Raw genomic sequence first — 21,924 nt, forward strand, 5'->3', positions numbered from 1 at the left:
GGGAAAAACCGAAGTTTTCCCCCTACTTAGGTGGAATCGTTTTCGATTGGAACTCTTGTGTTCCGTAGCGTTTTATCTCGAGCATTAATCATTGGCCAATGCTTGGTGTCGTGAGCGACGGCTAGTCGATTATTGAATGCTGAGCAGTCGACCTTGCTGAATGTCATGCTCTAACGTCTCTGCTGATACTTCAACATGTTCGCCGTGGCTGTGACCGTGATTGTGACCGTGGCTATGGCCATGATCATGGGAATGGTCGTGTTGTTGATTCTTCGTATGTGCGAGTTGATCGGTGTCCAGATACACCTGAGTTAAATCAGAGCAGTAGTCTTCTGTCCAAAGTGCGCTCGCGTCTTTGTCACCCATGATTTCTTCTGCTTTTGGCCCTAGCTTATCCATGTAAAACATTCCTAATTCTTCGCCAGATACGTCCGCGTGACTGATGAGGTTGGTAAAAGCGGGCTCTTGCTCTTCATCCGACAAGTAACCGTTTTTGTAGCAAACCGTTAGCCCAATAATATCATTGCCTAGCTGCTCTAACGCTGGGTTAAAGTGATTATGGCTATGATTATGTTCTGCGGAAATCGCGACCATTGGCGCCATGAGTGAGCATGTAAGAATAAGAGATTTAGTGATGTTTTTCATAGAATAGACCTTGCGTATTTTGTTAGTTTGTCAGGGATCAACCGAGTGTTGTGTTGATCCCTTTGCTTCCATTCCCTTGTGCTAGCGAAAACCTTTGTGTTAGTGAACATTCAGTTGTCGCGTTCGATCAATCAGCGCTGATTCTTGCTGGTGCGACGGTGTAAGTCATTGGTTTCATTTGCCATTCACCTTTAGCTTCAAGCGCAACGGCCAGTTCCTGAGCGTCTTTACATACGTTGGCTGGCTTACTGTCTGCCCAGTAAGAAGGACCAGACGTGTAACCACACATCACTGAGAAAGCGTTCTCTCCATTTTTTGTGGTGTAATCGGTCATGATGACGCCACCTTGACCATGAGTGATTTTCAATGAGCCAGCGTCAGCAACGTGTCGATCATCGCCTGGGTTTGGCTTTTCGTATGTGGAGTACGTTCCCTTTTCAGACATGTAAGGGTTGTCGTACATGGTGTAGCCTTCTTTCTCTGACGGCATGGTGAGTTGGTAGTTTGGGTCAATGTCTCCAAGGCGTTCTTGATTGTTAATAGCGCCTGGGTGGTAGTCTTGAGCGTTTGAAATAGTCGTTTCTTGAGCGCTTGCAAATGCAGTGCTAGACACCAATGCCAAAACGACCGTTGCGATGATTGATTTTTTCATGTTGAACTCCAATAGTGAGTAAGTACAAAATGTGATAGATAAATAAGCGTAAGTTTGGTTAGGAGAGGGCATGGCTCGCGGTAATGCGTTTAGCCCTCTCGTTCAGTGGTGTTTACTCTTAGTCTGTTGTGACCGCTTCACCGGGTTGGGTTGGGCGAGTCACTGACTGACGCTCCAAGCCGTGGTGTTCACGTACTCTATCCATGTACTCTTGCTTCGTGTTCATACCATCCTTCATCGACGCAGGGATTTGCTCTGCTGGCATAACAATATCGCGGTCGACCGGCCATTCTGTTAATAACTCAGGCATGTAGCCTTCTGGGTAGTACAGTTTCGGGTCTAACTCTAAATCACGTATCTCTTGCTCTTGAATGTCTTCACGGCTGTTTTTCGGCATTGGAATTCTGAACTCTGAGCCATCAGCCATATCAAATTGTGGCGCTCTTGCGTTCGGGAAGTCTGGAAGTATGCCTTCACGAACCCACGCGTTGTCTTTGGTCATGTTCACGACAATGCCGTCTGGCGCACCGAAGTGATATGGGCCTTGCCAGTGGTGACGAACTTCCGCGACCGTTTCTTCGTTGAGGTAAGGGTCAAACGTCATGTGTGTTGTCATAAATAAGCGCGGTTGTACTTCGTTTGCCACATAACCCGCTGCGTAAGCTGGCGTGTGGTGTGTATCGACTGTGTATCGTGCTAGGAACGGTGGTACACCTTGAATGATGGATGAAACACCAAACGTTTCTGTTTGTAATTCAGTAATGAACAGATCCGCGCCTTTCGCGTATTTCAGGTCGAGTTCTGTTGGTCGGCCGTCACCTGTCCATACGAACGACAGCACGCGTCCATCATCTTGTGTCCAGTTCAAACGGTAGCCTGATGCCCCATCTTTAGCGTGGCTGCGTCGCCAGTGGATCACTTCCACGTTGTCTTTGTCGTAAATCACACCGCCATCATCACGGAAATCGAATTCATGAACAACTATGTCGTTACCAGAAGGGAATACATCAAACGCATCTGTGTGCCAGTTCAGCATTTGTTGCATGCCTTCAACCATGTGTCGCGTACCGTATTCCGGTGTTGCGCCACTTGGCCCATAGATGTTGAGCGGTTTTTCCCAGCGGCCGTTCCAGCCACCGAATTGATACAAGTAAGGCAGTGAGCCGTAGTGATCAACGTGTAAGTGAGTGATGAAGATGTGGTCAAGCTCGTTCATTGCGACACCCGCGGCGACGTAGTTCGCGATTGATCCTTCACCCAGATCGAAGACAAAATTAGAGCCGTTGCCGAGTTCGACATAGATTGATGTGTTGGCTTGCCCTGGGCGAATCATTGGTGACGTACCCATGAAGGTGACGCGCATTTCGTCAGGTTGAACTTCTTCAGTACGAGGGAACCAGTTAGCGCCAGACACCATGTGGTCACCATACGGTGCGATGCCTTCAAACATTAACCCTTCTTTCCAGCCAGTGTTGGTTTCTTTACGGTAGTCACCGTTGTTTACACCGCCCATTAGAACCGCCAATACTTCTTCTTCAGACGAATACAGGTTGCCTTCAGGTTGCGTTGCCAAATACTCTTCTAATGTTTCACCATCGTGGTATTCGAATTTTTGAAGTTTCTGTATCTCAGAATTGGTTTGCTTTGTGTTGTACTCCATCATTGGGTCAGCAGCGAAAGCCGTGGTTGCAATAATCATTGCTGTAGAGATAACGGATAATTTTGCGTAAGTTTTCATAGTTCCACCTATCGGTTTGAGTCTTTAAAAGTTGAAATGAAGTTCCTTCCTCACTCCGATGCAAACAAGTTTATTGATAAGTGGAGGTTTGTTATATAGAGTGAACTATGCTTTAAACATAAACTGAATTTATGTTTCCTGGTTGATATTGCCTCAGTGTGTTTCGCTGTTTATAAGCAATAAGCAATAAGCAATAAGCTATGAACAATGAACAGTGCCTGTGATGATCCATTGCTAATGTGATGATTCACGATAATAAAAGTGAGAGACAAAATTGGACTTGAATCTACTGACGACATTCTTAGCGGTGTACAAACACGGCTCCATTACGGCGGCTTCTGATCAGTTAGACCTGACTCAACCTGCGGTGAGCGCAGCCATTAAGCGACTTGAATCGGTGGTTGGGAAAACCCTGTTTGTTCGGGAAGGCAGAGGCATTGCACCCACAGGGGCGGCGGTGTCGCTCGCGAATAAAATAGAAGATCCTCTGAATATCATCGGTACGGTTGAGCAGCAAACAGCCAATCTTAACGTCTATTGCACCGAGAGCTTGCTGCATTTCATTAGTGGTGTCGAAGGCGTGAACTTTACCGAAGCTCCGTTAGAAGAGAATGAGTTGTTTGACGCGTTGATCGCTCAGAAAGTGGATATTGTGGTTGATGTTATTTCTAGCAAGAAACACTCTTTGATTGAAGAGGTCTTATTTGATGAAGAGCCAGTCTGCTTAACTCGTATTGACCATCCACGTATTGGCGAATCATTAACGAAAGAAGAGTATTTTCACGAAGAGCATATCGCCCTCAAAATAAGACGTGCAGATATGAACACCGTAGAATTTTTGTCTGAGAGTGATATTGAGCCACGTAACGTGCGAATAGAAACCAGCTCTATTTCTAGTATGTTGATGTTGGCGAGCTCAACCGATTACATTGCTGCATCGACTCGTTCCTTAGCTGAAAAACTCGCACCAGCGCTAAACCTTAGGGTGCACACATTTCCCTTTAAGCTAAGGCCAATCAAATTCAGAATGCTCTATCACCGACGTTACGCAAAAGATGAACAACACATGAAAGTTCGTGAATCGCTAAAGTCGGCACTCATGCAAAACAGATAAAGTGAATCAAAGTGCCTAGATGGTCTTAACCATAAATAGCGTTGATGTTTCATCTAAAGTTGACCGTCTTAATTAAATCAAGCTTACGTTTCATAATCTCCAGCAGTTAATCAAGCTCAACTGCACTGGAGAATTCATGAAAAAAAGAACCTTAATCGCCCTATCTCTTTCACTGGCAAGTAGCGCCGCTTTTGCCAGTTCTACTCAAGTTTATGTGGAACAAAATGTGGCTTCGAACGCCGCTGACAAGGGTGTTTATACAACAGAAGCGGGCGCGCTGATTGACACGTCTGAAAATGGTCAAGTCTATATCGGCTTTGATGATCAAGGCTGGTTAGCCGCGGGTTATGGCCATGACTTCCAGATAAACGACTCACTCACATTTAATCTTTATGGCGAATTAGGTAAGTGGGAAACAGGCGAAGAAATTTTGGTTGAAGGTATTCTGGACTACCAGTTTACTGAGAACCTTTATGTACTTGGTGGTTTGGGATACAAACAATCTGGCCAGGTATTAGAAAACTTGAGTGACACGAGCATCAATACCAACAAGTTTTTGGCCGGTGCTGGGTATTCTCTAGGTGGCTGGAATCTTGATTACCTATACACCCACGAAAAAAGCGATGGCTCTAATGGCTATATAAATTCTTCTATCGGTGATGGTTTCATACAAGGGGATTATCGCACCAATGAACATGAGTTCGTGCTTTCTAAAACGATCAATGATTGGACGCCATACGTGAAATACACCTATTTCAATACCAATGAAGGGGAGCTACTTATCAACGGCGCGTCAATGGGCCCAATTGACAACGACAATGTTGTTACGCTTGGTCTTTCTTACGATTTTTGATCACTTAATCACTTAATCACGACTATCTAATAGGCAGACGGATTTGCCACCTTTGTGAAGGGGCAATCTTATGAAAAACGAATCTCTGCGCAACCGAATCATTAATGCAGCGGCCGCCATTGGGGTATTGCTGTTTGCGGCTATGCCGACGTATGCCAATGCTCATAGTATTATTTTTGATCAGTCTCAGTATGACGCTACCGAGTTCAATGACGATCATCAGCAGTGCTATCACTTACTGGATAATGTCGGTCACAACGAGGGGCAAGGCGCAGTAGAGCAGGGAGTAAAACGAGGCCTGCGTGGTGCCACTGCGGGGGCGATAGCAGGCAGTGTGTCTGGAAACTCAGGAAGTAGCGCAGCAAAAACGGGCGCCGCGATTGGAACGACAGTGGGGGTATTGTCGGGCAGAGGATCTAAAAATGCCGCTGCGTCAGCCAATCAAAAAGAGCGTGACGATCTTATGCGTAACTGCATGCAAGGGCGAGGGTACATCGCACTCAACTGATCACTGTCGCATTCAAAATGATTCGTCTTCACTGAAAACACTGACATGGTAATCTTCGTCTGAATCTTCAGTGACAAGAAACGTAATGGGACGGCAACACACTTGGCAGTCTTCAATGTATTGAGTGCCGATATCGGTTGTATCGATGAGAACGTGTAAGTGCTCCCCACAGTATGGGCAGTCAATGGATCTCTCAACTAGTTGATTCAAATGCAACTCCTCATAGCAAACGGAGGCAAGGTAAAAAGCCTTTATAAGTGGCATGTTTGCGCACTGATACAGAAAGAATAACTGATACAGAAAGAATAACTGAAACAGAAAGAATAAGCATAGCCCACCTTCAAGTGGATGGGCTACTAGCAAACTTACTCACTAATATCGAAGTGAGAGTGCCAAGAAATGGACTCTGTTGGTCGAATAATGGCCGTTTGGTTGGAACAGTCCAGAATTGGCATTGATTTCACCGTCGCCGAGGTGCTGGAATTGATAACTCAGGCCTAACTGTAAATCATGGGATATCTTGCGTTCCGCACCAAACCCAATACGCCATTGTTGATCGAGTGGCAATAGAACGTCTCTATTTTGGCTATCAACAGAGCTTGTATCGCCACTTACACCACTGTAAAGCAGCCAACTCTCATACGCATACTCTAAGCCAAAGCCAAAAGAGTAGGTGGCCGAATATTTGTCATCGTAATCCTGCCACGCTTCCATATTCGCGCTAAGCAGCACATTTACGTCTTCATTAAGCGCGTGACGTAATCCTAGGCTCAGAGTTTCAACCCAGGTGAGTTCGGTGTTTAGCCCAAAACTATTTAGCTTCTCGATGGAAAGATCGTGGTCAAACTGACCTTGATAATTGACTCCTAATTGAGTGTCTTCACTGATGTTATGACTGAGGCTCAACGCGAATCCGAGATCAACGCTGTCACCTTTCACTTCAAGTCCATTGAATCCTCTGACTTCAAGAGCGGCGTGCTGCAATATTAACGACCCGCCCAACGATAGATTGTCGTTAACTTGATAAGATAAAGACGAGGTGAGGTTCAGCGCGGCAATACTATTCTCGTTAATCAACTGAGCGGAATTCGCCCCCACACCTTGAGAGTACTTTACGCTCACGCCTCCGGCTGCGTGGAGTGCAACGCCGCCAACCCATTTATCATTTATTCGGGTTGCGTAAGAGAGGTGGGGAAGTATGTCTGAGCTGCTGCCCGTTGTTGACGAGCCGTTATCACTTCGAACAAAGTTGGACTCGACATCTAGGTACTGAAGGCCAAGTATCCAGGAGCTTTCATCAATCCCAGAAAGGTTAGCCGCATTGGTGATGACGGCAGAAGCGTCGTTTGAGGTGACATTACCGGCACCGGCTGTGCCAACACTTTCTGTTGTGGCGATTTGAGATAGATTGAGTCCTCCCGCGTATGCGAAAGAACCCGCTGTTTCAGCTAAAAGCAGAGACAGCGTGATTAGGTGAACTTTCAAGAATTAGGTCTCAAGTTAAGTGGTTAATATTATTAATAGTGATATCAGTGAAATGCCAACCGTAAGCGTTGGCGTTTCAAGCTAGATCTTGTTGACTTGTGGCAGCGGATATTCATTATCGAGAACAGCTTGTGTCGGTTCATACAAACGCAAGTGCAGATAAAAATCATCTTGTGGTGCGGGTAACCAGTTACAAGTGGGGTCAGTTGGTTTGGTGTATTGAATACAGACTGGAAGCGTCCCGTCTTTGGCGTACTTCAGCTCTGATTTTCGATTGGTTGATATTGAGTAACGTTGTATAAAGTTTTCTACCATAAATAGATTTTCGGCGTCGTACATGGTTAATGACCAGAACGCCTCAGCAGGTGCGTTTGCTGGCATAGTCATTCGATACCCATGCTCACCAGAAAGCTGCTCACCTTTAGAATCTGTGTAGCGGTTTGGATACAGTGCACGCTCTGGAACGTTAAGACCTGCTGCACGCAAATTGATGCTGGCACGGCTTAAATAATCGTTACCGTAGCGGCCACCTTCGAACATCATTGACCAGCCGTTATTGACATCGCCAATGCTTCTACCTGCGTACTGGATGATCTGCTGTGAAGAGGCCAACGCGCGCATGAGCCCTTTTTTCTGAGCATCAGAGAGAGCGTCTGGGTCAAATGGAGTTACTCCGCCAATACCGATTTGTTTGAACTGATCCACAATGGCGGCATCTTCCGGTATCGGATTTTTACGCAGTTCTTTGTCAATCAACGAATACCACTCTAGCCCTTCTGGTTTTGACATTGGCGGGATGCGACTTGTTGATTTTTCCAACTCAATGACACCATGGTCCTCACCGAATTGCGCGAGTGGGTAGCTGATAAATTGGTCATGTACGGCTAACGCATCTTCAAGATCTTGTTCACCGAAAACACCTGTACGATGAATTAACCAGACCATAGGGGTACGAGACTCAACAATACGATCAATGCCTTTAGGTATGTCTCCTGACCAGCCTTTTTTGATCAGTAAAACTTTTGAACCTTGGTCTCCGACATTGTTTACATACAGATCATTGATGGAATCAGAATAGGCGTCGAGCAGTTGAACGATGAAGTAACGGTCATCAGTCGGCGGGATATCAATCACCATCGGGCCGGAAAGATCCAGGTCATAATGGGCTTGCGAATAGAGCGTGTCGTTGTTCACGGTCGGGACGATTCTGTCTTGTGGGCCAGATAATTCGCGAGTCTTGCCCATCTTATTGAGGGGTGCCATTGCGTTGTCCATAGGGGCATCGACGGAAGTTGTCGTTTGCCTTACTGCGGCAACCGTTAATGGTCCGGTACCATAGATAAAGGCTTGAACACCTAGATTGTATGCGAGTTCCTCTTCTGGGGTGATCGTTTGTTGCGCTAACGATGGCATCGCCATTACGCTAGATAGAGAGCAGACTAGGCTTGTCAGTACACTTTTCTTATAGAGCAGCTTTCTCATGGGGTACCTTATATCGTTGGAACGGATAGGTGACCATCATATTAAGAACCCAGATTAATGAGTGTAATAGCCGATATTAAAGATGTTAATACACTTGATGTGAATCTTAAATATTTGTTTTATAAGTTTATTTTTGGTGTTTTTGCTTGGTAGTGAAGTCTAGGTGAAGCCAATGACAAGAACCGCTATTGTTTCATCGAATCGTGGTTGTTATGTTGACGAAAAATTACCGGAGTCAATATGAATGCACCTAATCATCCCTTCAGTTTATTCATAAAAGCGGAAGGCGCTCAATGCAATCTAGATTGCAGTTACTGCTATTACCTCAATAGACAAGACACTGAGAATCGCTCATCAATGCCAATACCAATGATGGAACAGATTGTAGAGGCGCATATTGATGCTCAGCCCGAATTATCAAAGCAAGTTGACTTCATCTGGCATGGCGGTGAACCCATGTTAAGAGGGTTAGAGTTTTATGAAGCTGCCGTTTTGGCTCAGAAAAAACACACCAGTAAGAAACGTTTTGTGAATACCCTGCAAACCAACGGCACCATGATCAATGAGCGTTGGGCGGATTTTTTTGCAAAGCATCACTTTATGTTGGGTGTGAGTATTGATGGGCCGAATCTGCTCAATGATATTGCTCGTATTGATAAAAACGGTCATTCCTCGTTTGAGCGCACCATGCGTGGCATGCAGCATTTAAAAAACAGTGATGTAGAATTTAATACCCTAACGGTTGTGAACAACAAAACATACCAACACGCGAAAACCATCTATCAATTTTTGGTTGAGAACGGCAGCGGCTATATGCAGTTTCAACCGTGTATCGACCACGAATTAGACCGACGAACAGGGCATGACTGGTCGTTAACGGGAGAACAGTGGGGGCGATTTTTGTGTGACTTGTTCGACGAATGGAGTGCCGCGGATGTTGGCAAAGTGTATATTCAATTTTTTGAGAACTGCTTAATGGTATTGATGGGGCATGCAAGCCAAATGTGCCATCATAGTGAAACCTGTGGGCAACAGTTAATGGTTGAACACGATGGCAATGTTTATAGTTGTGATCATTATGGGTATGAAGATCATCAACTTGGCTCTATGAAGAGTGATAAGCTTATTGCTATGGCCAATTCGCCGACTCAAGTTAAATTTGGCACTGATAAATACCATGAGTTAAACGATGTTTGTCGTCGATGTGATTTTGTTCAGTTGTGTCAAGGCGGTTGCCCGAAGAATAGGCTAGCCACCACACGCGATGGCCAACCCATGAACCAATTGTGTGAAGGATACAAAATGTTCTTTCATCACGCGTTACCTAAGCTATTGCCAATGGTTGATGCGATGAAAAAGGGGTACTCACCAGCGTATTTCCCGCTTTTTAATTAATGGAGTGCGACATGACTAAAGATCTTAACTTACTGCAGCTGATATTGGTGCTGAATGAAACTCGCCAAACGGTCAGTGCGGCGAAGGCGCTTAACGTGAGTCAGCCGACCATCAGTGTTATGTTGCGTAAGCTAAGAGAGCAGTTCAATGATGAGCTGTTTGTCAGAGACAAGAATAAGCTTGAACCAACGCCAAAATGTCTAGAGCTGATTGACGCATTACCCGTGTTACTGGAGCAGCTTGATAACCTCTATATACCGAGCGAAGCGTGGACACTTGCTGATTTAAAGGGTGAAGTTCAAATCATGTTGCCTTCGCCACTGATTATTCCTATTGGTGTTCCGCTTATAAAGAAGCTCGCTACCGAAGCGCCGCAAGTCACGCTGCAATGTTCTCCATGGCTCGATAATGGCGCACAAGCGTTAGAAAGCAATCGAGCGAGTTGGGGGGTCAGTTACCTTCCGATGGAGGTCAATAAAACGCTGACCGAAAGAGCGCTAGGGTTTGATAAGTTTATGTTGGTGCTGAGGGCTGATCATCCGTTGAAAGGAAATGCACTGGAGGATATTTTACAGTATCCACTGTGCATTAATATTATTCCGGGCTATATCCAGCCATCGAAAACAGAAATGCTGATCAAGAAGTACGACCTAGGCAAGCATATCGCACTCAGAAGCAACAACATGAACCTGATGTTAGAGATGGTCAAAGACAGCGATTTTATCTACATTACGTCCACTAAGTGCCACTCCGTTCTTGATGAATCTTATCGTTGTGTCGAACTACCATCCGAGTTATTGAAAGACACCTATCGCCGTGAGTTGGCTCTGTTTACGCATCAAGCCAATCGTAATAATCCGTTTACTGACTGGCTCCATAAAGAACTCATTTCTCTCGTTCAATCCTAATCTTTTCCTAACCACTATTAAAAAACGTAATAGTGGTTATCACGCTATTTTTGACCTCTTTCATATACCATTTATTCCTACAACGGTTCGCTAAAGTTTTCACTATTTTGTGTCGAACTTCAGCAGTTTACTCGTCGTCCAAGAGGAATAAAAATGTATCAGTCTTTTGTTAAATCGGCTCTAGCGCTATCTGTGCTAGCCAGTGTCAATGTACACGCATCAGGCCAACCGAATGTGGTGGCTATCATGCTTGATGATGTCAGCCCAACGGATATTTCCGCTTACCACCGTGGATTAGGCGCAGTTGATACGCCTAATATTGACCGAATAGCGGAACGCGGCATGATGATCAGCGATTATTATGCACAAGGCAGTTCAACGGCTGGCCGCTCAGCGTTCATTACGGGTCAATACCCATTTCGCACAGGCTTAACGTCAGTTGGTCAACCAGGCTCTTCTCTAGGGCTGCAAAAAGAAGACCCAACGTTGGCGGAAATGCTTAAAGACAAAGGCTATGCCACTGTCCACGTCGGCAAAAGTCATTTAGGTGATAACAACAGCCATCTTCCTACGGTGCATGGGTTTGACGAGTTCTTTGGTTTCCTATACCACCTCAACGTAATGGAAATGCCGGAGCAACCTGAATTTCCAAAAGATCCTAACTTTAGAAGTCGCCCACGTAACGTTCTTCATACTGTTGCTACCGATGTCGCAGACATGACTGACGATCCACGGTTTGGTGTGGTGGGTAAGCAAACCATTGAAGACAAGGGTATGTTGGGTGCGAAGCGCATGCAAACGGTGGATGGCGAGTTCCTAGACTTCGCCATGTCATGGCTGGATAAGCATGAAGCCGAGAAAGACGAACAGCCTTACTTTATGTGGTACAACCCGACTCGAATGCACCAAAAAACGCATGTACGTCCTGAATACCAAGGTGCGAGCCAAATAAACACATACTACGATGGCATGATAGAGCTTGATGACCAGATTGGCGTGCTTCTCGATAAATTGGAAGATTTAGGCGAAATGGATAACACCATTATTCTGTTTACGTCTGATAACGGTGTGAATTTGGATCACTGGCCTGATTCTGGTTCAGCGTCGTTCCGTGGTCAAAAAGGCACAACGTGGGATGGCGGTTTCCGTGTTCCAATGCTGGTAAGTTGGCCTGATAAAATCCCTCAAGGTGAATACACAGACGGTTTCATGACCTCTGAAGATTGGGTGCCAACCATCATGGCCGCTGTTGGTGAAGACGACATCAAACAAGAGCTATTGGAAGGGAAAGAAATCAATGGTGAAGAGTACCAAGTCCATCTAGATGGTTATAACCAGTTAGAGATGCTAACGGATGGTGCCCCGAGCCAACGCCATGAATTCTTCTTTTACAACGAGCAAGACCTCAATGCATTCCGCGTAGATGAATGGAAAGTTCACCTAAAAACTAAGACTGAGTGGATTGCGCCACCTGAGGAATGGCCATTAGGTATGCTCATTAACATCAAGGCTGATCCCTATGAGCGTAGCTCTGATACACGTGGTTGGTTCCTATGGATGAAAGAGAAATCATGGGTGTTGCCAAAGCTACAAAGAGCCGCAGCTAACTACCAGCAATCGCTCAAAGCGTTTCCGCCAAGACAGAAAGCGGGTGGTATCGGCATGGCAGACAAATCTGTCGTTGCAGAATAATTGACGGTTAGAGAGGGAACCATTGTTGTTCCTTCTCTCGCTTGTTTTTATCTAGGAATATTATGATGAAAAAAACTCTTTTGGTTACCGCCTTATCTTGCGCATGGTTGGCAGCATTGCCAACGGCCGTGTTCGCTCAAACGGTAGATACCATTGCTGTATCTACCGTACCGTTCGAAAAAGCGAGTGTGGCTTACAATGAAAACGATGAGCAAAAATTAGCGCAATTGGCTTACGAATATGCTTTCTCTATCGACGAAGCATACAAATACTTCTACGAAACGGTTGTGGAGTCTGATTACCCACTTAATCAATTTCAAAATATCAGGGTGTTGGCAGACGATACCTATACCGCGCACCCAACGATTAATAACGACACATTGCACTTAATGGGTTGGATGGACTTAGCGGCTGAGCCCGTCATTATTACCATTCCCGATCACGATGAAGACAGATACTGGCTGTTCCATACCATGAACATGCAGCACTTTACGGATTCTGCGTTTGGTTCCCCTCAAAGAGGAACGAAAGGTGGGAGCTTTATGTATGCCGTTGAAGGATGGCAAGGTGAAGTACCTGCCAGCGTCGATGAAGTGATCTACGTTGAACACCCGCTTGTGAAAATGATGGGTCGCATTATGGATCTAGGCGGTGAGGATTCTGTTACGGCTCAGAAATTGATGGACCAGTGGAATCTACGCACTTTGTCTGAATACCTTGGCCAAAAAGGACCAGAGCCTGTGGTTCGACATTACCCAGACCCTGAAACGTCGAACTGGGTAGAACGAACCAATTTCGTGCTATCTGAAGGAACAATGATCAAACATGACAAAGCGCTAATAGAGCAATTTGAACTGGTGAACCTTGGTCAATTCAATAAACCAATAACCCCTCAACAACAGTCACTGATTGAGTCAGCGCAAAAGACAGGCGGTGAGCGAATCACCAATGCGGGTTTTGATGATTCTCGTGACGTACTCGGAACACGCGAAGAGATGACTCAAGTACCAAGTTATCAACACGCATACGGCACCTTAATGGGGCAGTGGGGCTTACCGGCGAAACACACCATGTACAGTGGAGACTTTTTTGATCGAGATGGTGAGCCGCTTGATGGCAGCAAGTTTGACTATACGGTAACCTTCGATGCTCCAACGGTCGAAGAGGGCGGATTTTGGTCGTACACTGTCTACAGTGGTGAAACGAGGTTGATGGAAAAGAACAACTTAAACAGGCATTCGCGCGGTGATCGAACGCTCACACCAAACGAAGATGGCAGTTACACCATCATCATGAGTAGTGACACCAAAGGTAATGAAAACAACCCTAACTTTTTGCCTATTCCTAACCATCAATGGTATTCGGTGCTGCGCATGTATACGCCGGGCGAAGAAGTAAGAACCGATCAATGGAAGTCGACGCCTTTCACTAAAATCAAAAAATAGACCTAGAGCTCTGCCAACGAATAGGTCGCGATAGAATCGAATCTATCTCTATATGGGCGCTATCACGAACTTCCGTGATAGCGCCCTTTTCAATACTTGCCTCCGCAATGAAAATTTCCCGATGTGACTTAGCTCACGCATCTATTAATTACGCAATAAGTCTGTATAATCCGCCGCCTATTACCCCATACTTTAATCGCGTTGATTTACATTCTTTACTCGATAATAAATCAGCCTTAAACACTAGGAATTTTTCTTTTGATTTCAACTGCTAACATCACCATGCAATTTGGCGCTGAGCCTTTGTTTGAAAATATCTCAGCCAAGTTCGGTAACGGCAACCGCTATGGTTTAATCGGCGCGAATGGATGTGGCAAATCAACGTTCATGAAAATTCTTAGTGGCGCACTGACACCCAGTTCTGGCAATGTTTCTATCACACCTGGATTAAAGGTTGGCGTATTGAGCCAGGATCAGTTTGCGTTTGAACAGCACAACGTGATTGATACCGTCATCATGGGCGATCGTAAGTTGTGGGAAGTAAAACAAGAGCGTGACCGCATCTATTCACTCCCTGAAATGAGTGAAGAAGATGGCATGAAAGTCGCTGATCTTGAAAGCGAATTCGCTGAAATGGATGGCTATACAGCCGAAGCGCGTGCGGGTGACATTCTCATTCAAGCGGGTATCGAAGAAGAGCTTCATTTTGGATTGATGCAGCAAGTGGCACCTGGTTGGAAACTTCGTGTGTTACTCGCGCAAGCCTTGTTTGCAAACCCAGACATTCTGCTTCTTGATGAACCGACCAACAACCTGGACATTCACACGATTAACTGGTTGGCCGAAGAGCTGAATCAGCGTAAATGCACCATGATTATTATCTCGCATGACCGTCACTTCCTAAACTCAGTCTGTACGCACATGGCGGATATAGATTACGGCGAGCTGCGTATCTACCCAGGCAACTACGAATACTTCTTAGAAGCGTCGGGTTTGATTCGCGAGCAGTTGTTGTCGAGCAACGCGAAGAAAGCAGCGGAGATCAGTGAGCTCCAAGACTTCGTCAACCGTTTTGGTGCAAATGCGTCTAAAGCCAAACAGGCGAGTTCACGTGCTAAGAAAATGGATAAAATCAAGCTTGATGAAGTCAAAGCGACCAGCCGAGTCAGCCCATCGATTGATTTTGGTGAAGGCAAGAAATTGCACCGCCAAGCGCTTGAGTTGCAAGACCTTGGTCACGGCTTTGATGGCGAGGTGCTGTTTGAAAAAGGCAACTTACTGCTAGAAGCGGGCACGCGATTGGCGGTTATTGGTGAGAACGGTGTGGGTAAAACCACGTTCTTGCGCTGCTTAGTGAATGAGCTTGAGCAAAACCACGGTGTCGTTAAGTGGTCTGAAAATGCGTCGATTGGTTACTGTCCGCAAGACAGTACGGCAGATTTTGACAACGATCTGAGCATTTTCGATTGGATTTCGCAATGGCGTACGGTTAAACACGACGACCTTATGGTTCGCGGTATTTTAGGTCGCTTGTTGTTTACGGCCGACGATGCGAACAAGAAAGCGAAGAACTGCTCTGGTGGTGAGAAGAACCGTCTATTGTTTGGTAAGTTGATGATGCAAGACATTAACGTTTTGGTTATGGACGAGCCAACCAACCACATGGACATGGAAGCGATTGAAGCGCTTAACAACGCGTTAAAAGAGTATACGGGCACACTGATCTTTGTCAGCCACGACCGTGAGTTCGTTTCTTCATTAGCGACATCGATCATTGACGTAAAAGAGAAGCAGTTGGTGAACTTCCAAGGGACTTACGACGAGTACCTAGCGCACCAAAAGAAGCAGCTGGCCATCAACTAGTCTCTTCTCAATCCCTCCTTAAAGGTTCGTAGTTCGAGTATCACGTCAACAAGGTTGTGATACTCGAATAATCAAGACCGAGTGGCGAATAACTCAAATCAGAGTGAGCGCCTCAACGCGATTTCTTCCTGCGTGTTTGGCTCGATACAAGGCTGCATCGGCGGCTTCATAGAGTTGGTCCATGCTACTTTCTACCTCTTTGGTTGTCACAACTCCAAATGAAGCCGTGATGACTATCGCTGCGTTGCTGCTGTCTTGTACTACTTTAAGATCCTCGATACTGCTTCTTAGCTTCTCGACAAAAAAGGTCGCTTCATCAGGGGATTGCCCCGAAAAGATGATGCCGAACTCTTCGCCACCAAGACGGAAACAATAGTCGGACGCTCGATTACAATTTGTTTTGAGCACGTCTGCTAACGCAATCAACATGTTATCACCGTGATGATGTCCGTAGCTGTCGTTGTACTTTTTGAAGTAATCAATGTCGAGGATAACGAAACTTAACCACGTTTGGTGCCGCAGTGCTCGGCTTATTTCGTCGGGGAAGACTTGATTAAAATGGCGACGATTAAATAACCCCGTCAATGAATCGGTGATGGCCAGTTTCTCTATTTTGGCCTTTTCCTCTCGCAGTTGTTGTTCTACCAATTTACGCTCAGAGACTTCGCGGTTGAGCATCTGGTTTAAACTTGATAGCTTGTGCGTCCAGTACCCGAGCAGTGCCAAAATAACCAAAGAGATAAGAATGGTTCGCCATAAAATTGTGTAATCGACTCCGTGTTCGTAGCGCAATGTGACCCATCGAGAGTAAATGGCCTTTCTTTCATCTTCCGAGATCGAGTCTAGCGCTTTTTGCATAATACTGTGCAGAATGGGCCAATCGCTGCGAATGGCCATGCTGATTTCAAAACGGTAAGGGGTGACGCCTGATACCTTCAAGTTGGTATAGCCTTCTTTCGCGATCACATAGTTAGCCGTCGCTATATTGCCGACGTAAGCTGCCACCCTGCCCGAAGAGACGGCTTCAAGGGCTTCCGTTACGTTTTTAGCGGTAAAGACTTTGATATCAGGATGATTTTTTAAGAGGATTTCCTGAGGCGCATACCCGCTGACCACAGAGACGATTCGTCCATTCAAAGAGTCAATGTCCGACACATACGGAATATCTTGATTGGTAATGATCATCATAGGAAAGCTTAGGTAAGGGTGGGTAAACTTAAGGTAACGTTGACGGCTATCGGTTATTGCCAGAGCAGCGAAGAGATCAAGTTCTCTTCGTTTTGCTGCGTTGACCACGTCCTCCCAATTCATATTGACACTGGGCTTGAACTTTACGCCTAACCGCTCACCAATCAGGGTGATATAATCAGCGGCAATGCCCTGGTAGTCGACTTGATCGTTCACATACTCGAAGGGTGGCCAATTCGTGTCTATCGCTAGCCTGAGATTGTCATGTTGTGCTAGCCATTGCTTTTCTTCTTCGGTCAGGCGCAGTGAATTACTAAACTGATAGTAGTTATCCAGGAGGTACTTGATACTAAAATTATACAGTTCTCCATCTTCATGATTTTTAGACAGATCGTTAAAGTTAATACGTTGCCAGTTATCCCCAATAAAATTTTGGAATGAATCGATATTTTGTTTGTTAATGGCATACATTCTTGAATAAAATTGTGTGGACTCGGCAACAAAATCATTCTCATTTAGGTAGTCGTTGAGCAGAATAACTCCCCAGGCGGCCTCAGTGAAATGTCCTCCAATGGAGATATACGGTGCTCCGTCGTTAATGATTTTGAGTGCTTCTGGAAGCCAATCAATACCACCAATGATGATGCTGTCTAATGGTATAGAAAGCTCTCGCATGGCGTCTCTGGCGCCTAACGCTAATGTATCGGAAGCGGCCCAAACCATATTGATTTCAGGGTGCTTCTGGTAGTGTTGTTTGAACAACTGCTTCGCTTCGTATCGGCTCCATTCAACCCCTGTATTTCCTTCCGCGACGATTTGAGCTTTTGAATGGTGTTTGATGAATAATTTGAGGCCTTGATTACGTTGCTGTGCCGACGCTTCATTCATGTTTCCGTTGATGACAAGCAATTTAATTTGTTCAACCTCTCGCTTTTTCGCGATAAGAAGCAGTTGCTCAGTGAGCAGTGAACCGGCTTTTTGGTCATCAGGGGTAATGCTGCCAATCCATGAACTGTACTTTGTACGTGGTAACAATTCGCTCGCAACAAAGCCCGTATTATAAACAACACTCGGAATATTATTCCGTTCAGCAATCGCCAGTATTTGCTCACCAATCTGCTCGTAATTCATGAATAAAATCCCATCGACACCTTTCTCTGTTGCTTGATGCACTTGGAAGAGCATTTTCTCTGATTCATTATTGGCGTTGTAAACGTGCAGAGTGATGCCCAAATCGTCGGCGGCGGCTTGTGCAAAACTAATCTGAGATTGCCAAGCCGGAGTTTCGCTGCGTGGAACGAACAGTGCGACTTCTAGGGCTAAGGCTTGAAAAGAAGACAACAGAAAAAGAAGCAGTACTACAAAGTGTTTCATCGCTACGCTTCTATCGATGGATTTTTTAAAGTATAGCAGCTGAATTTGGCTGCTGTTTACGTTCTTCTAAAGGGATTCATTGAGAACAAACAACCTTGTTCAGTCCTCCGAGTTTGCAGTGAATAACAAAGATTGACCACAGAAACAGATAAGAGTAAATTACAAACGCACTTATAAATGAGTGTTATTATCATTTAGATTTGTTGTCATCCATCTGTTACTGAGATGGTTGTTTGTTGATCCTTCGAACCTCACTCAAGGTCTTTCATTATGAATCCATCTAGCGGCTATGCCCTTAATCGAATTGAATCTGTTATTGAGTATATTAACAATCACTTAGATGAGACATTGAGCGTTAGTGACCTTTCTTCGGTGAGCTGCTGGTCACGCTGGCAACTTCAGCGCGTTTTCCAAACCTATACAGGACAGAGCGTCGCGCAGTACGTACGTGAACAAAAGCTCTCGCGATCGGCAGAGCAGGTATTGGAGCGAAACAATAAAATGGTGGATATTGCGTATCGCTTTGGTTTTGGCTCTGAGGTGGCGTTCAGCCGAGCGTTCCGTTCCTTTTTTGGTATTAGCCCCAAGCGTTACCAGCAACGTGGTACGCGAGATGGAATTAAAGCTTCCTGCATGAGACCCATTTCAGATTTCCCCAATTGTGACGCTTTGGCGGAAGGTTTTTTTCAGGTTCGAATTGAACATGCCTTCGCACAGCGTATTTATGGGGTGAAACAACCGGTTAGAGGGCTTCTCTCTAATGAACCCGATTTCGATATTTCTGTCCCTAACGCTTGGGAAGCGTTTAAGCATCAATGCCCCAATTCGCTGGATTACTCTAACCGTTGGGTCGGCGTGATTGAAGTGGGATCAGGGGATGAAGAAGGGGATCTGACCTACCTTGCCGGGACGGATAATCTCGCTCAAGTGAGCAGTGATCGCTGCGAGTTCGACAGCATCTTAGTGGATGAAAATGATTTTGCGGTGCTGCCATTTAGCGGCCAAGTGGCTCAATTTTCACAAGCAGTCGAGTGGCTTGTTTTACATTGGCTCCCTAACTCAGGTTATGTGGCCGTTGATGCGCCTGAACTCGAGGTGTATAGCGTACAGACAGATCTCCAGACAATGGACATAGAGTACTGGCTGCCAATCAAAAAGGTGTCGTAAATTGCGTGTCCTGACACGAATATTATGAGCCTGCGCCCCTATCAATCATTAGTTAATTAACTATCGATAAGCATGATGCACCAAATTGTTATGTTTTTTCTTCGCCAATTCATAAAATTGCAAACGATAATAATTCGCAATTAGATTAAGGCAAGAATGCCTCCCTTTGATTGCACAAACTAATAAGAAAAAGCAGGGAATCATGAATACTCAATCGTTTTCAATATCACCTTTAAGCGCTGCAATTGCCAGCGTGCTTGTGCTCTCCTTTGGAGTCAGTGCAAATACCGTAGATTCGGGCACAACAAATTCAAACCAATCAGAGATTGAGACGATCTCTGTACTTGGACAGACATACCGTAATACCGCGACGAAGACATCGCTAGAGCCGGAGGAAACACCTCAAGCAATTACTGTCATTGACAGTGAAGAGCTTGAAATTAGAGGCGTTAAGTCACTGAACCAAGCACTTCGATACGCGCCAGGTGTGGTCACAGAAAACAAAGGTGGCTCGGTGACCATGTATGACACCTTCAGTGTCCGCGGATTTGCCGTTAAACAAAGCTACTATGACGGCCTTGCCCTTCAGTTTCTAAATGGCTGGAACTTACAGCCGCAGATTGATCCGATTGCGATTCAGCAGGTTGAGGTGTTTAAAGGCCCAACATCGGTACTATACGGTTCAATGCCACCGGGTGGAATGGTTAATATGATTGCCAAAACACCACAGAAAGAATCGAACACAGACGTTGGCCTTGCTACAGGTTCACGTAATTTGATGGAAGCTTCTATCGATACGACAGGCCAAATTGGCGACAGTGATTTTTCATACCGCATCATTGGTTTGGCTCGAACGCGTGATGGTCAAGTGAATCACACGGAAGAAGAACGCTACGTTTTTGCTCCTTCGTTGAACTGGGAAGTGTCGGATAAAACCCTTATCAACTTCAATCTGTACTACCAGAATGATCCTGCAATGGGCATGAACTCAGCGATGCCGGCCTCTGGTTCTATGATTGATAATCCTAATGGCAGTACCACACCCAACACGTTTGTCGGTGATAAGAACTGGAGTAAATTTGAGCGCGAAGTGTTGATGCTAGGTTATAAAGTGGATCATCAATTCAACAGTAATTGGGGCTTCTTGCAGAACTTCCGTTATACCGATGCGTCTTTGTATCAAGAGAATACCTATCACAGTGACTATTACGGCCACTGGGACCCTTCAACAGGTAACTTAGACAGAAACATCTACAGTACTGACGAAGAATCAAAAGGCTACACCGTCGATAACCAACTCTCTGGTTTTGTCATGACGGGCGATGTGGAACATAACCTATTGTTTGGCTTAGATTACCAGCAGCTAAAAGGTTCATCGATTTACGCTGAATACGGCAGCACAAGTCAGTTTGGCGTGTTTAACATCTTCAATCCTAACAACGATCTCATCAACCGAGATTCGCTGACAAAAGCGTTTGAAGTGAAAGATGACGTGACGCTAAGACAAACCGGATTATACGTTCAAGATCAGATGCGATTCGATCGTTTAGTGGTGATTGCTGGTGGACGTTACGATAACTATAAAACCACAAGTGACTATGCGGGCAGTTATACCGAAGCCGATGACAGTGCGTTTTCATACCGTGTAGGCGCATTGTACGAGTTTGAAAATGGGTTAGCGCCGTTTGCTAATTACGCAACAAGCTTTGAACCGGTCACTGGTGTCAGTAGCTTCGGTGAAGCATACAAACCAGAGACGGGTCAGCAAATTGAAGTTGGCTTGAAATACCAGTCGTCTGACTACAGCAAAACGGCTTCTGCATCGCTGTTCCGTATCGAGAAGAACGATGTTCTGGTCACTGATCCAACGTCGGCTGATTTCCAAGATCAATTACAGGTTGGGCAAGTTCGCTCACAAGGCCTAGAAGTGGAAGCCGGATTGCAAATCACTTCAGGGCTCGATGTTGCTGCGAATTACACGTACACAGACATGGAAATCACCAAAGACAGCGCAAATGGACTTCAAGGCACAACACCTATTTACGTCCCTGAGCACGCTGCGAATCTTTGGTCTAACTACCACTGGTACGAAGGCGCGCTGTCTGGTACTCGTTTAAGCGGTGGCGTTCGTTACACGGGTGAAATGCAAATGGATGCGACCAACAAGCAAGGTAAAGTGCCATCGTACACACTGGTCGATCTATCCATTGGCTACGACCTTGGTTCGGCTAAAGAATCGCTTTCGGGCGCGACCGTTAACTTATTAGCGACCAACCTGTTTAATGAAGAGTACTTCAGCTGTTTCGACCAAACTAACTGTTGGTATGGTGAAGAGCGTACAGTCGAACTTAATGTTAACTACAACTTCTAGCGTTCACGTTCGGTGTTAAGTCAAAGCAGCCTGCAAAGAAAGTA

General features: G+C 45.5%; 17 protein-coding genes. 10 read left to right on the forward strand and 7 right to left on the reverse strand.

Translation table 11 applies throughout. The annotated features are described in order from the left end of the window. Window positions 1–129: 129 nt before the first annotated feature. From BCU12_RS22155 to gntH, 3 genes are all read right to left on the reverse strand, one after another. The gene (locus BCU12_RS22155; RefSeq protein ID WP_102406805.1) at window positions 130–645 is read right to left on the reverse strand and encodes a hypothetical protein; all 516 of its coding nucleotides are present in this window, start codon (window positions 643–645) and stop codon (window positions 130–132) included. A gap of 127 nt (window positions 646–772) precedes the next feature. Next, entirely contained in the window at window positions 773–1,297 is a 525-nt protein-coding gene (locus tag BCU12_RS22160; protein ID WP_102406807.1) for a hypothetical protein, read from the reverse strand. 118 nt (window positions 1,298–1,415) lie between these two features. Further along, window positions 1,416–3,035, reverse strand: coding sequence for a guanitoxin biosynthesis MBL fold metallo-hydrolase GntH (gene gntH, locus BCU12_RS22165; protein ID WP_102406809.1), 1,620 nt, complete (start codon window positions 3,033–3,035; stop codon window positions 1,416–1,418). 274 nt (window positions 3,036–3,309) lie between these two features. Between gntH and BCU12_RS22170 the strand changes: the two genes are divergently transcribed. The 3 genes from BCU12_RS22170 to BCU12_RS22180 all read left to right on the forward strand — a co-directional run bounded on the left by BCU12_RS22170 (window position 3,310) and on the right by BCU12_RS22180 (window position 5,510). Next, entirely contained in the window at window positions 3,310–4,149 is an 840-nt protein-coding gene (locus BCU12_RS22170; RefSeq protein WP_102406811.1) for a LysR family transcriptional regulator, read from the forward strand. A gap of 136 nt (window positions 4,150–4,285) precedes the next feature. Beyond that, window positions 4,286–5,002, forward strand: coding sequence for a hypothetical protein (locus tag BCU12_RS22175; RefSeq protein WP_102406813.1), 717 nt, complete (start codon window positions 4,286–4,288; stop codon window positions 5,000–5,002). A 70-nt stretch (window positions 5,003–5,072) separates the two neighbouring features. Further along, window positions 5,073–5,510, forward strand: a complete 438-nt coding sequence (locus tag BCU12_RS22180) for a glycine zipper family protein (protein ID WP_102406815.1) — start codon at window positions 5,073–5,075, stop codon at window positions 5,508–5,510. 12 nt (window positions 5,511–5,522) lie between these two features. Here the strand turns inward: BCU12_RS22180 and BCU12_RS22185 are convergent, their stop codons facing one another. The 3 genes from BCU12_RS22185 to BCU12_RS22195 all read right to left on the reverse strand — a co-directional run bounded on the left by BCU12_RS22185 (window position 5,523) and on the right by BCU12_RS22195 (window position 8,477). Beyond that, window positions 5,523–5,720, reverse strand: a complete 198-nt coding sequence (locus BCU12_RS22185; protein WP_102406884.1) for a CPXCG motif-containing cysteine-rich protein — start codon at window positions 5,718–5,720, stop codon at window positions 5,523–5,525. Between the two features lie 162 nt (window positions 5,721–5,882). Beyond that, window positions 5,883–6,995, reverse strand: coding sequence for an outer membrane protein transport protein (locus tag BCU12_RS22190; protein WP_102406817.1), 1,113 nt, complete (start codon window positions 6,993–6,995; stop codon window positions 5,883–5,885). Between the two features lie 81 nt (window positions 6,996–7,076). Beyond that, window positions 7,077–8,477, reverse strand: coding sequence for a DUF1254 domain-containing protein (locus BCU12_RS22195; protein ID WP_102406818.1), 1,401 nt, complete (start codon window positions 8,475–8,477; stop codon window positions 7,077–7,079). Between the two features lie 240 nt (window positions 8,478–8,717). Here BCU12_RS22195 and BCU12_RS22200 point away from each other — a divergent pair, with 240 nt between their 5' ends. The 5 genes from BCU12_RS22200 to BCU12_RS22220 all read left to right on the forward strand — a co-directional run bounded on the left by BCU12_RS22200 (window position 8,718) and on the right by BCU12_RS22220 (window position 15,780). Then, on the forward strand, window positions 8,718–9,872 hold the full coding sequence (locus BCU12_RS22200) for an anaerobic sulfatase maturase (RefSeq protein ID WP_102406820.1): 1,155 nt from the start codon (window positions 8,718–8,720) through the stop codon (window positions 9,870–9,872). An 11-nt stretch (window positions 9,873–9,883) separates the two neighbouring features. Beyond that, the gene (locus BCU12_RS22205) at window positions 9,884–10,780 is read left to right on the forward strand and encodes a LysR family transcriptional regulator (RefSeq protein WP_102406822.1); all 897 of its coding nucleotides are present in this window, start codon (window positions 9,884–9,886) and stop codon (window positions 10,778–10,780) included. A 153-nt stretch (window positions 10,781–10,933) separates the two neighbouring features. Next, a complete protein-coding gene (locus BCU12_RS22210) occupies window positions 10,934–12,472 on the forward strand; it encodes a sulfatase-like hydrolase/transferase (protein WP_102406824.1) in 1,539 nt (512 codons plus the stop codon). Window positions 12,473–12,534: 62 nt separating this feature from the next. Continuing rightward, window positions 12,535–13,917, forward strand: coding sequence for a DUF1254 domain-containing protein (locus tag BCU12_RS22215; protein WP_102406826.1), 1,383 nt, complete (start codon window positions 12,535–12,537; stop codon window positions 13,915–13,917). Between the two features lie 258 nt (window positions 13,918–14,175). Then, window positions 14,176–15,780, forward strand: coding sequence for an ABC-F family ATPase (locus tag BCU12_RS22220; RefSeq protein ID WP_102406828.1), 1,605 nt, complete (start codon window positions 14,176–14,178; stop codon window positions 15,778–15,780). Window positions 15,781–15,873: 93 nt separating this feature from the next. On the opposite strand, the gene BCU12_RS22225 is transcribed toward BCU12_RS22220, so the two are convergent. Beyond that, the gene (locus BCU12_RS22225; RefSeq protein ID WP_102406830.1) at window positions 15,874–18,342 is read right to left on the reverse strand and encodes a diguanylate cyclase; all 2,469 of its coding nucleotides are present in this window, start codon (window positions 18,340–18,342) and stop codon (window positions 15,874–15,876) included. 270 nt (window positions 18,343–18,612) lie between these two features. Here BCU12_RS22225 and BCU12_RS22230 point away from each other — a divergent pair, with 270 nt between their 5' ends. Together BCU12_RS22230 and BCU12_RS22235 are read left to right on the forward strand one after the other, a co-directional pair. Next, entirely contained in the window at window positions 18,613–19,509 is an 897-nt protein-coding gene (locus BCU12_RS22230) for a helix-turn-helix domain-containing protein (RefSeq protein WP_102406832.1), read from the forward strand. Between the two features lie 202 nt (window positions 19,510–19,711). Then, a complete protein-coding gene (locus BCU12_RS22235; protein WP_102406834.1) occupies window positions 19,712–21,880 on the forward strand; it encodes a TonB-dependent siderophore receptor in 2,169 nt (722 codons plus the stop codon). Window positions 21,881–21,924 lie beyond the last annotated feature (44 nt).

The organism is Vibrio sp. 10N.261.55.A7, assembly GCF_002877365.1.
Classification (GTDB): Bacteria; Pseudomonadota; Gammaproteobacteria; order Enterobacterales; family Vibrionaceae; genus Vibrio.

What these genes read in the sequence shown, in the direction of transcription:
- BCU12_RS22155 (WP_102406805.1), bottom strand. Translation starts at nt 645, where the DNA reads ATGAAAAACATCACTAAATCTCTTATTCTTACATGCTCACTCATGGCG.
- BCU12_RS22160 (WP_102406807.1), bottom strand. Translation starts at nt 1,297, where the DNA reads ATGAAAAAATCAATCATCGCAACGGTCGTTTTGGCATTGGTGTCTAGC.
- gntH (WP_102406809.1), bottom strand. Translation starts at nt 3,035, where the DNA reads ATGAAAACTTACGCAAAATTATCCGTTATCTCTACAGCAATGATTATT.
- BCU12_RS22175 (WP_102406813.1), top strand. Translation starts at nt 4,286, where the DNA reads ATGAAAAAAAGAACCTTAATCGCCCTATCTCTTTCACTGGCAAGTAGC.
- BCU12_RS22180 (WP_102406815.1), top strand. Translation starts at nt 5,073, where the DNA reads ATGAAAAACGAATCTCTGCGCAACCGAATCATTAATGCAGCGGCCGCC.
- BCU12_RS22195 (WP_102406818.1), bottom strand. Translation starts at nt 8,477, where the DNA reads ATGAGAAAGCTGCTCTATAAGAAAAGTGTACTGACAAGCCTAGTCTGC.
- BCU12_RS22200 (WP_102406820.1), top strand. Translation starts at nt 8,718, where the DNA reads ATGAATGCACCTAATCATCCCTTCAGTTTATTCATAAAAGCGGAAGGC.
- BCU12_RS22205 (WP_102406822.1), top strand. Translation starts at nt 9,884, where the DNA reads ATGACTAAAGATCTTAACTTACTGCAGCTGATATTGGTGCTGAATGAA.
- BCU12_RS22210 (WP_102406824.1), top strand. Translation starts at nt 10,934, where the DNA reads ATGTATCAGTCTTTTGTTAAATCGGCTCTAGCGCTATCTGTGCTAGCC.
- BCU12_RS22215 (WP_102406826.1), top strand. Translation starts at nt 12,535, where the DNA reads ATGATGAAAAAAACTCTTTTGGTTACCGCCTTATCTTGCGCATGGTTG.
- BCU12_RS22225 (WP_102406830.1), bottom strand. Translation starts at nt 18,342, where the DNA reads ATGAAACACTTTGTAGTACTGCTTCTTTTTCTGTTGTCTTCTTTTCAA.
- BCU12_RS22230 (WP_102406832.1), top strand. Translation starts at nt 18,613, where the DNA reads ATGAATCCATCTAGCGGCTATGCCCTTAATCGAATTGAATCTGTTATT.
- BCU12_RS22235 (WP_102406834.1), top strand. Translation starts at nt 19,712, where the DNA reads ATGAATACTCAATCGTTTTCAATATCACCTTTAAGCGCTGCAATTGCC.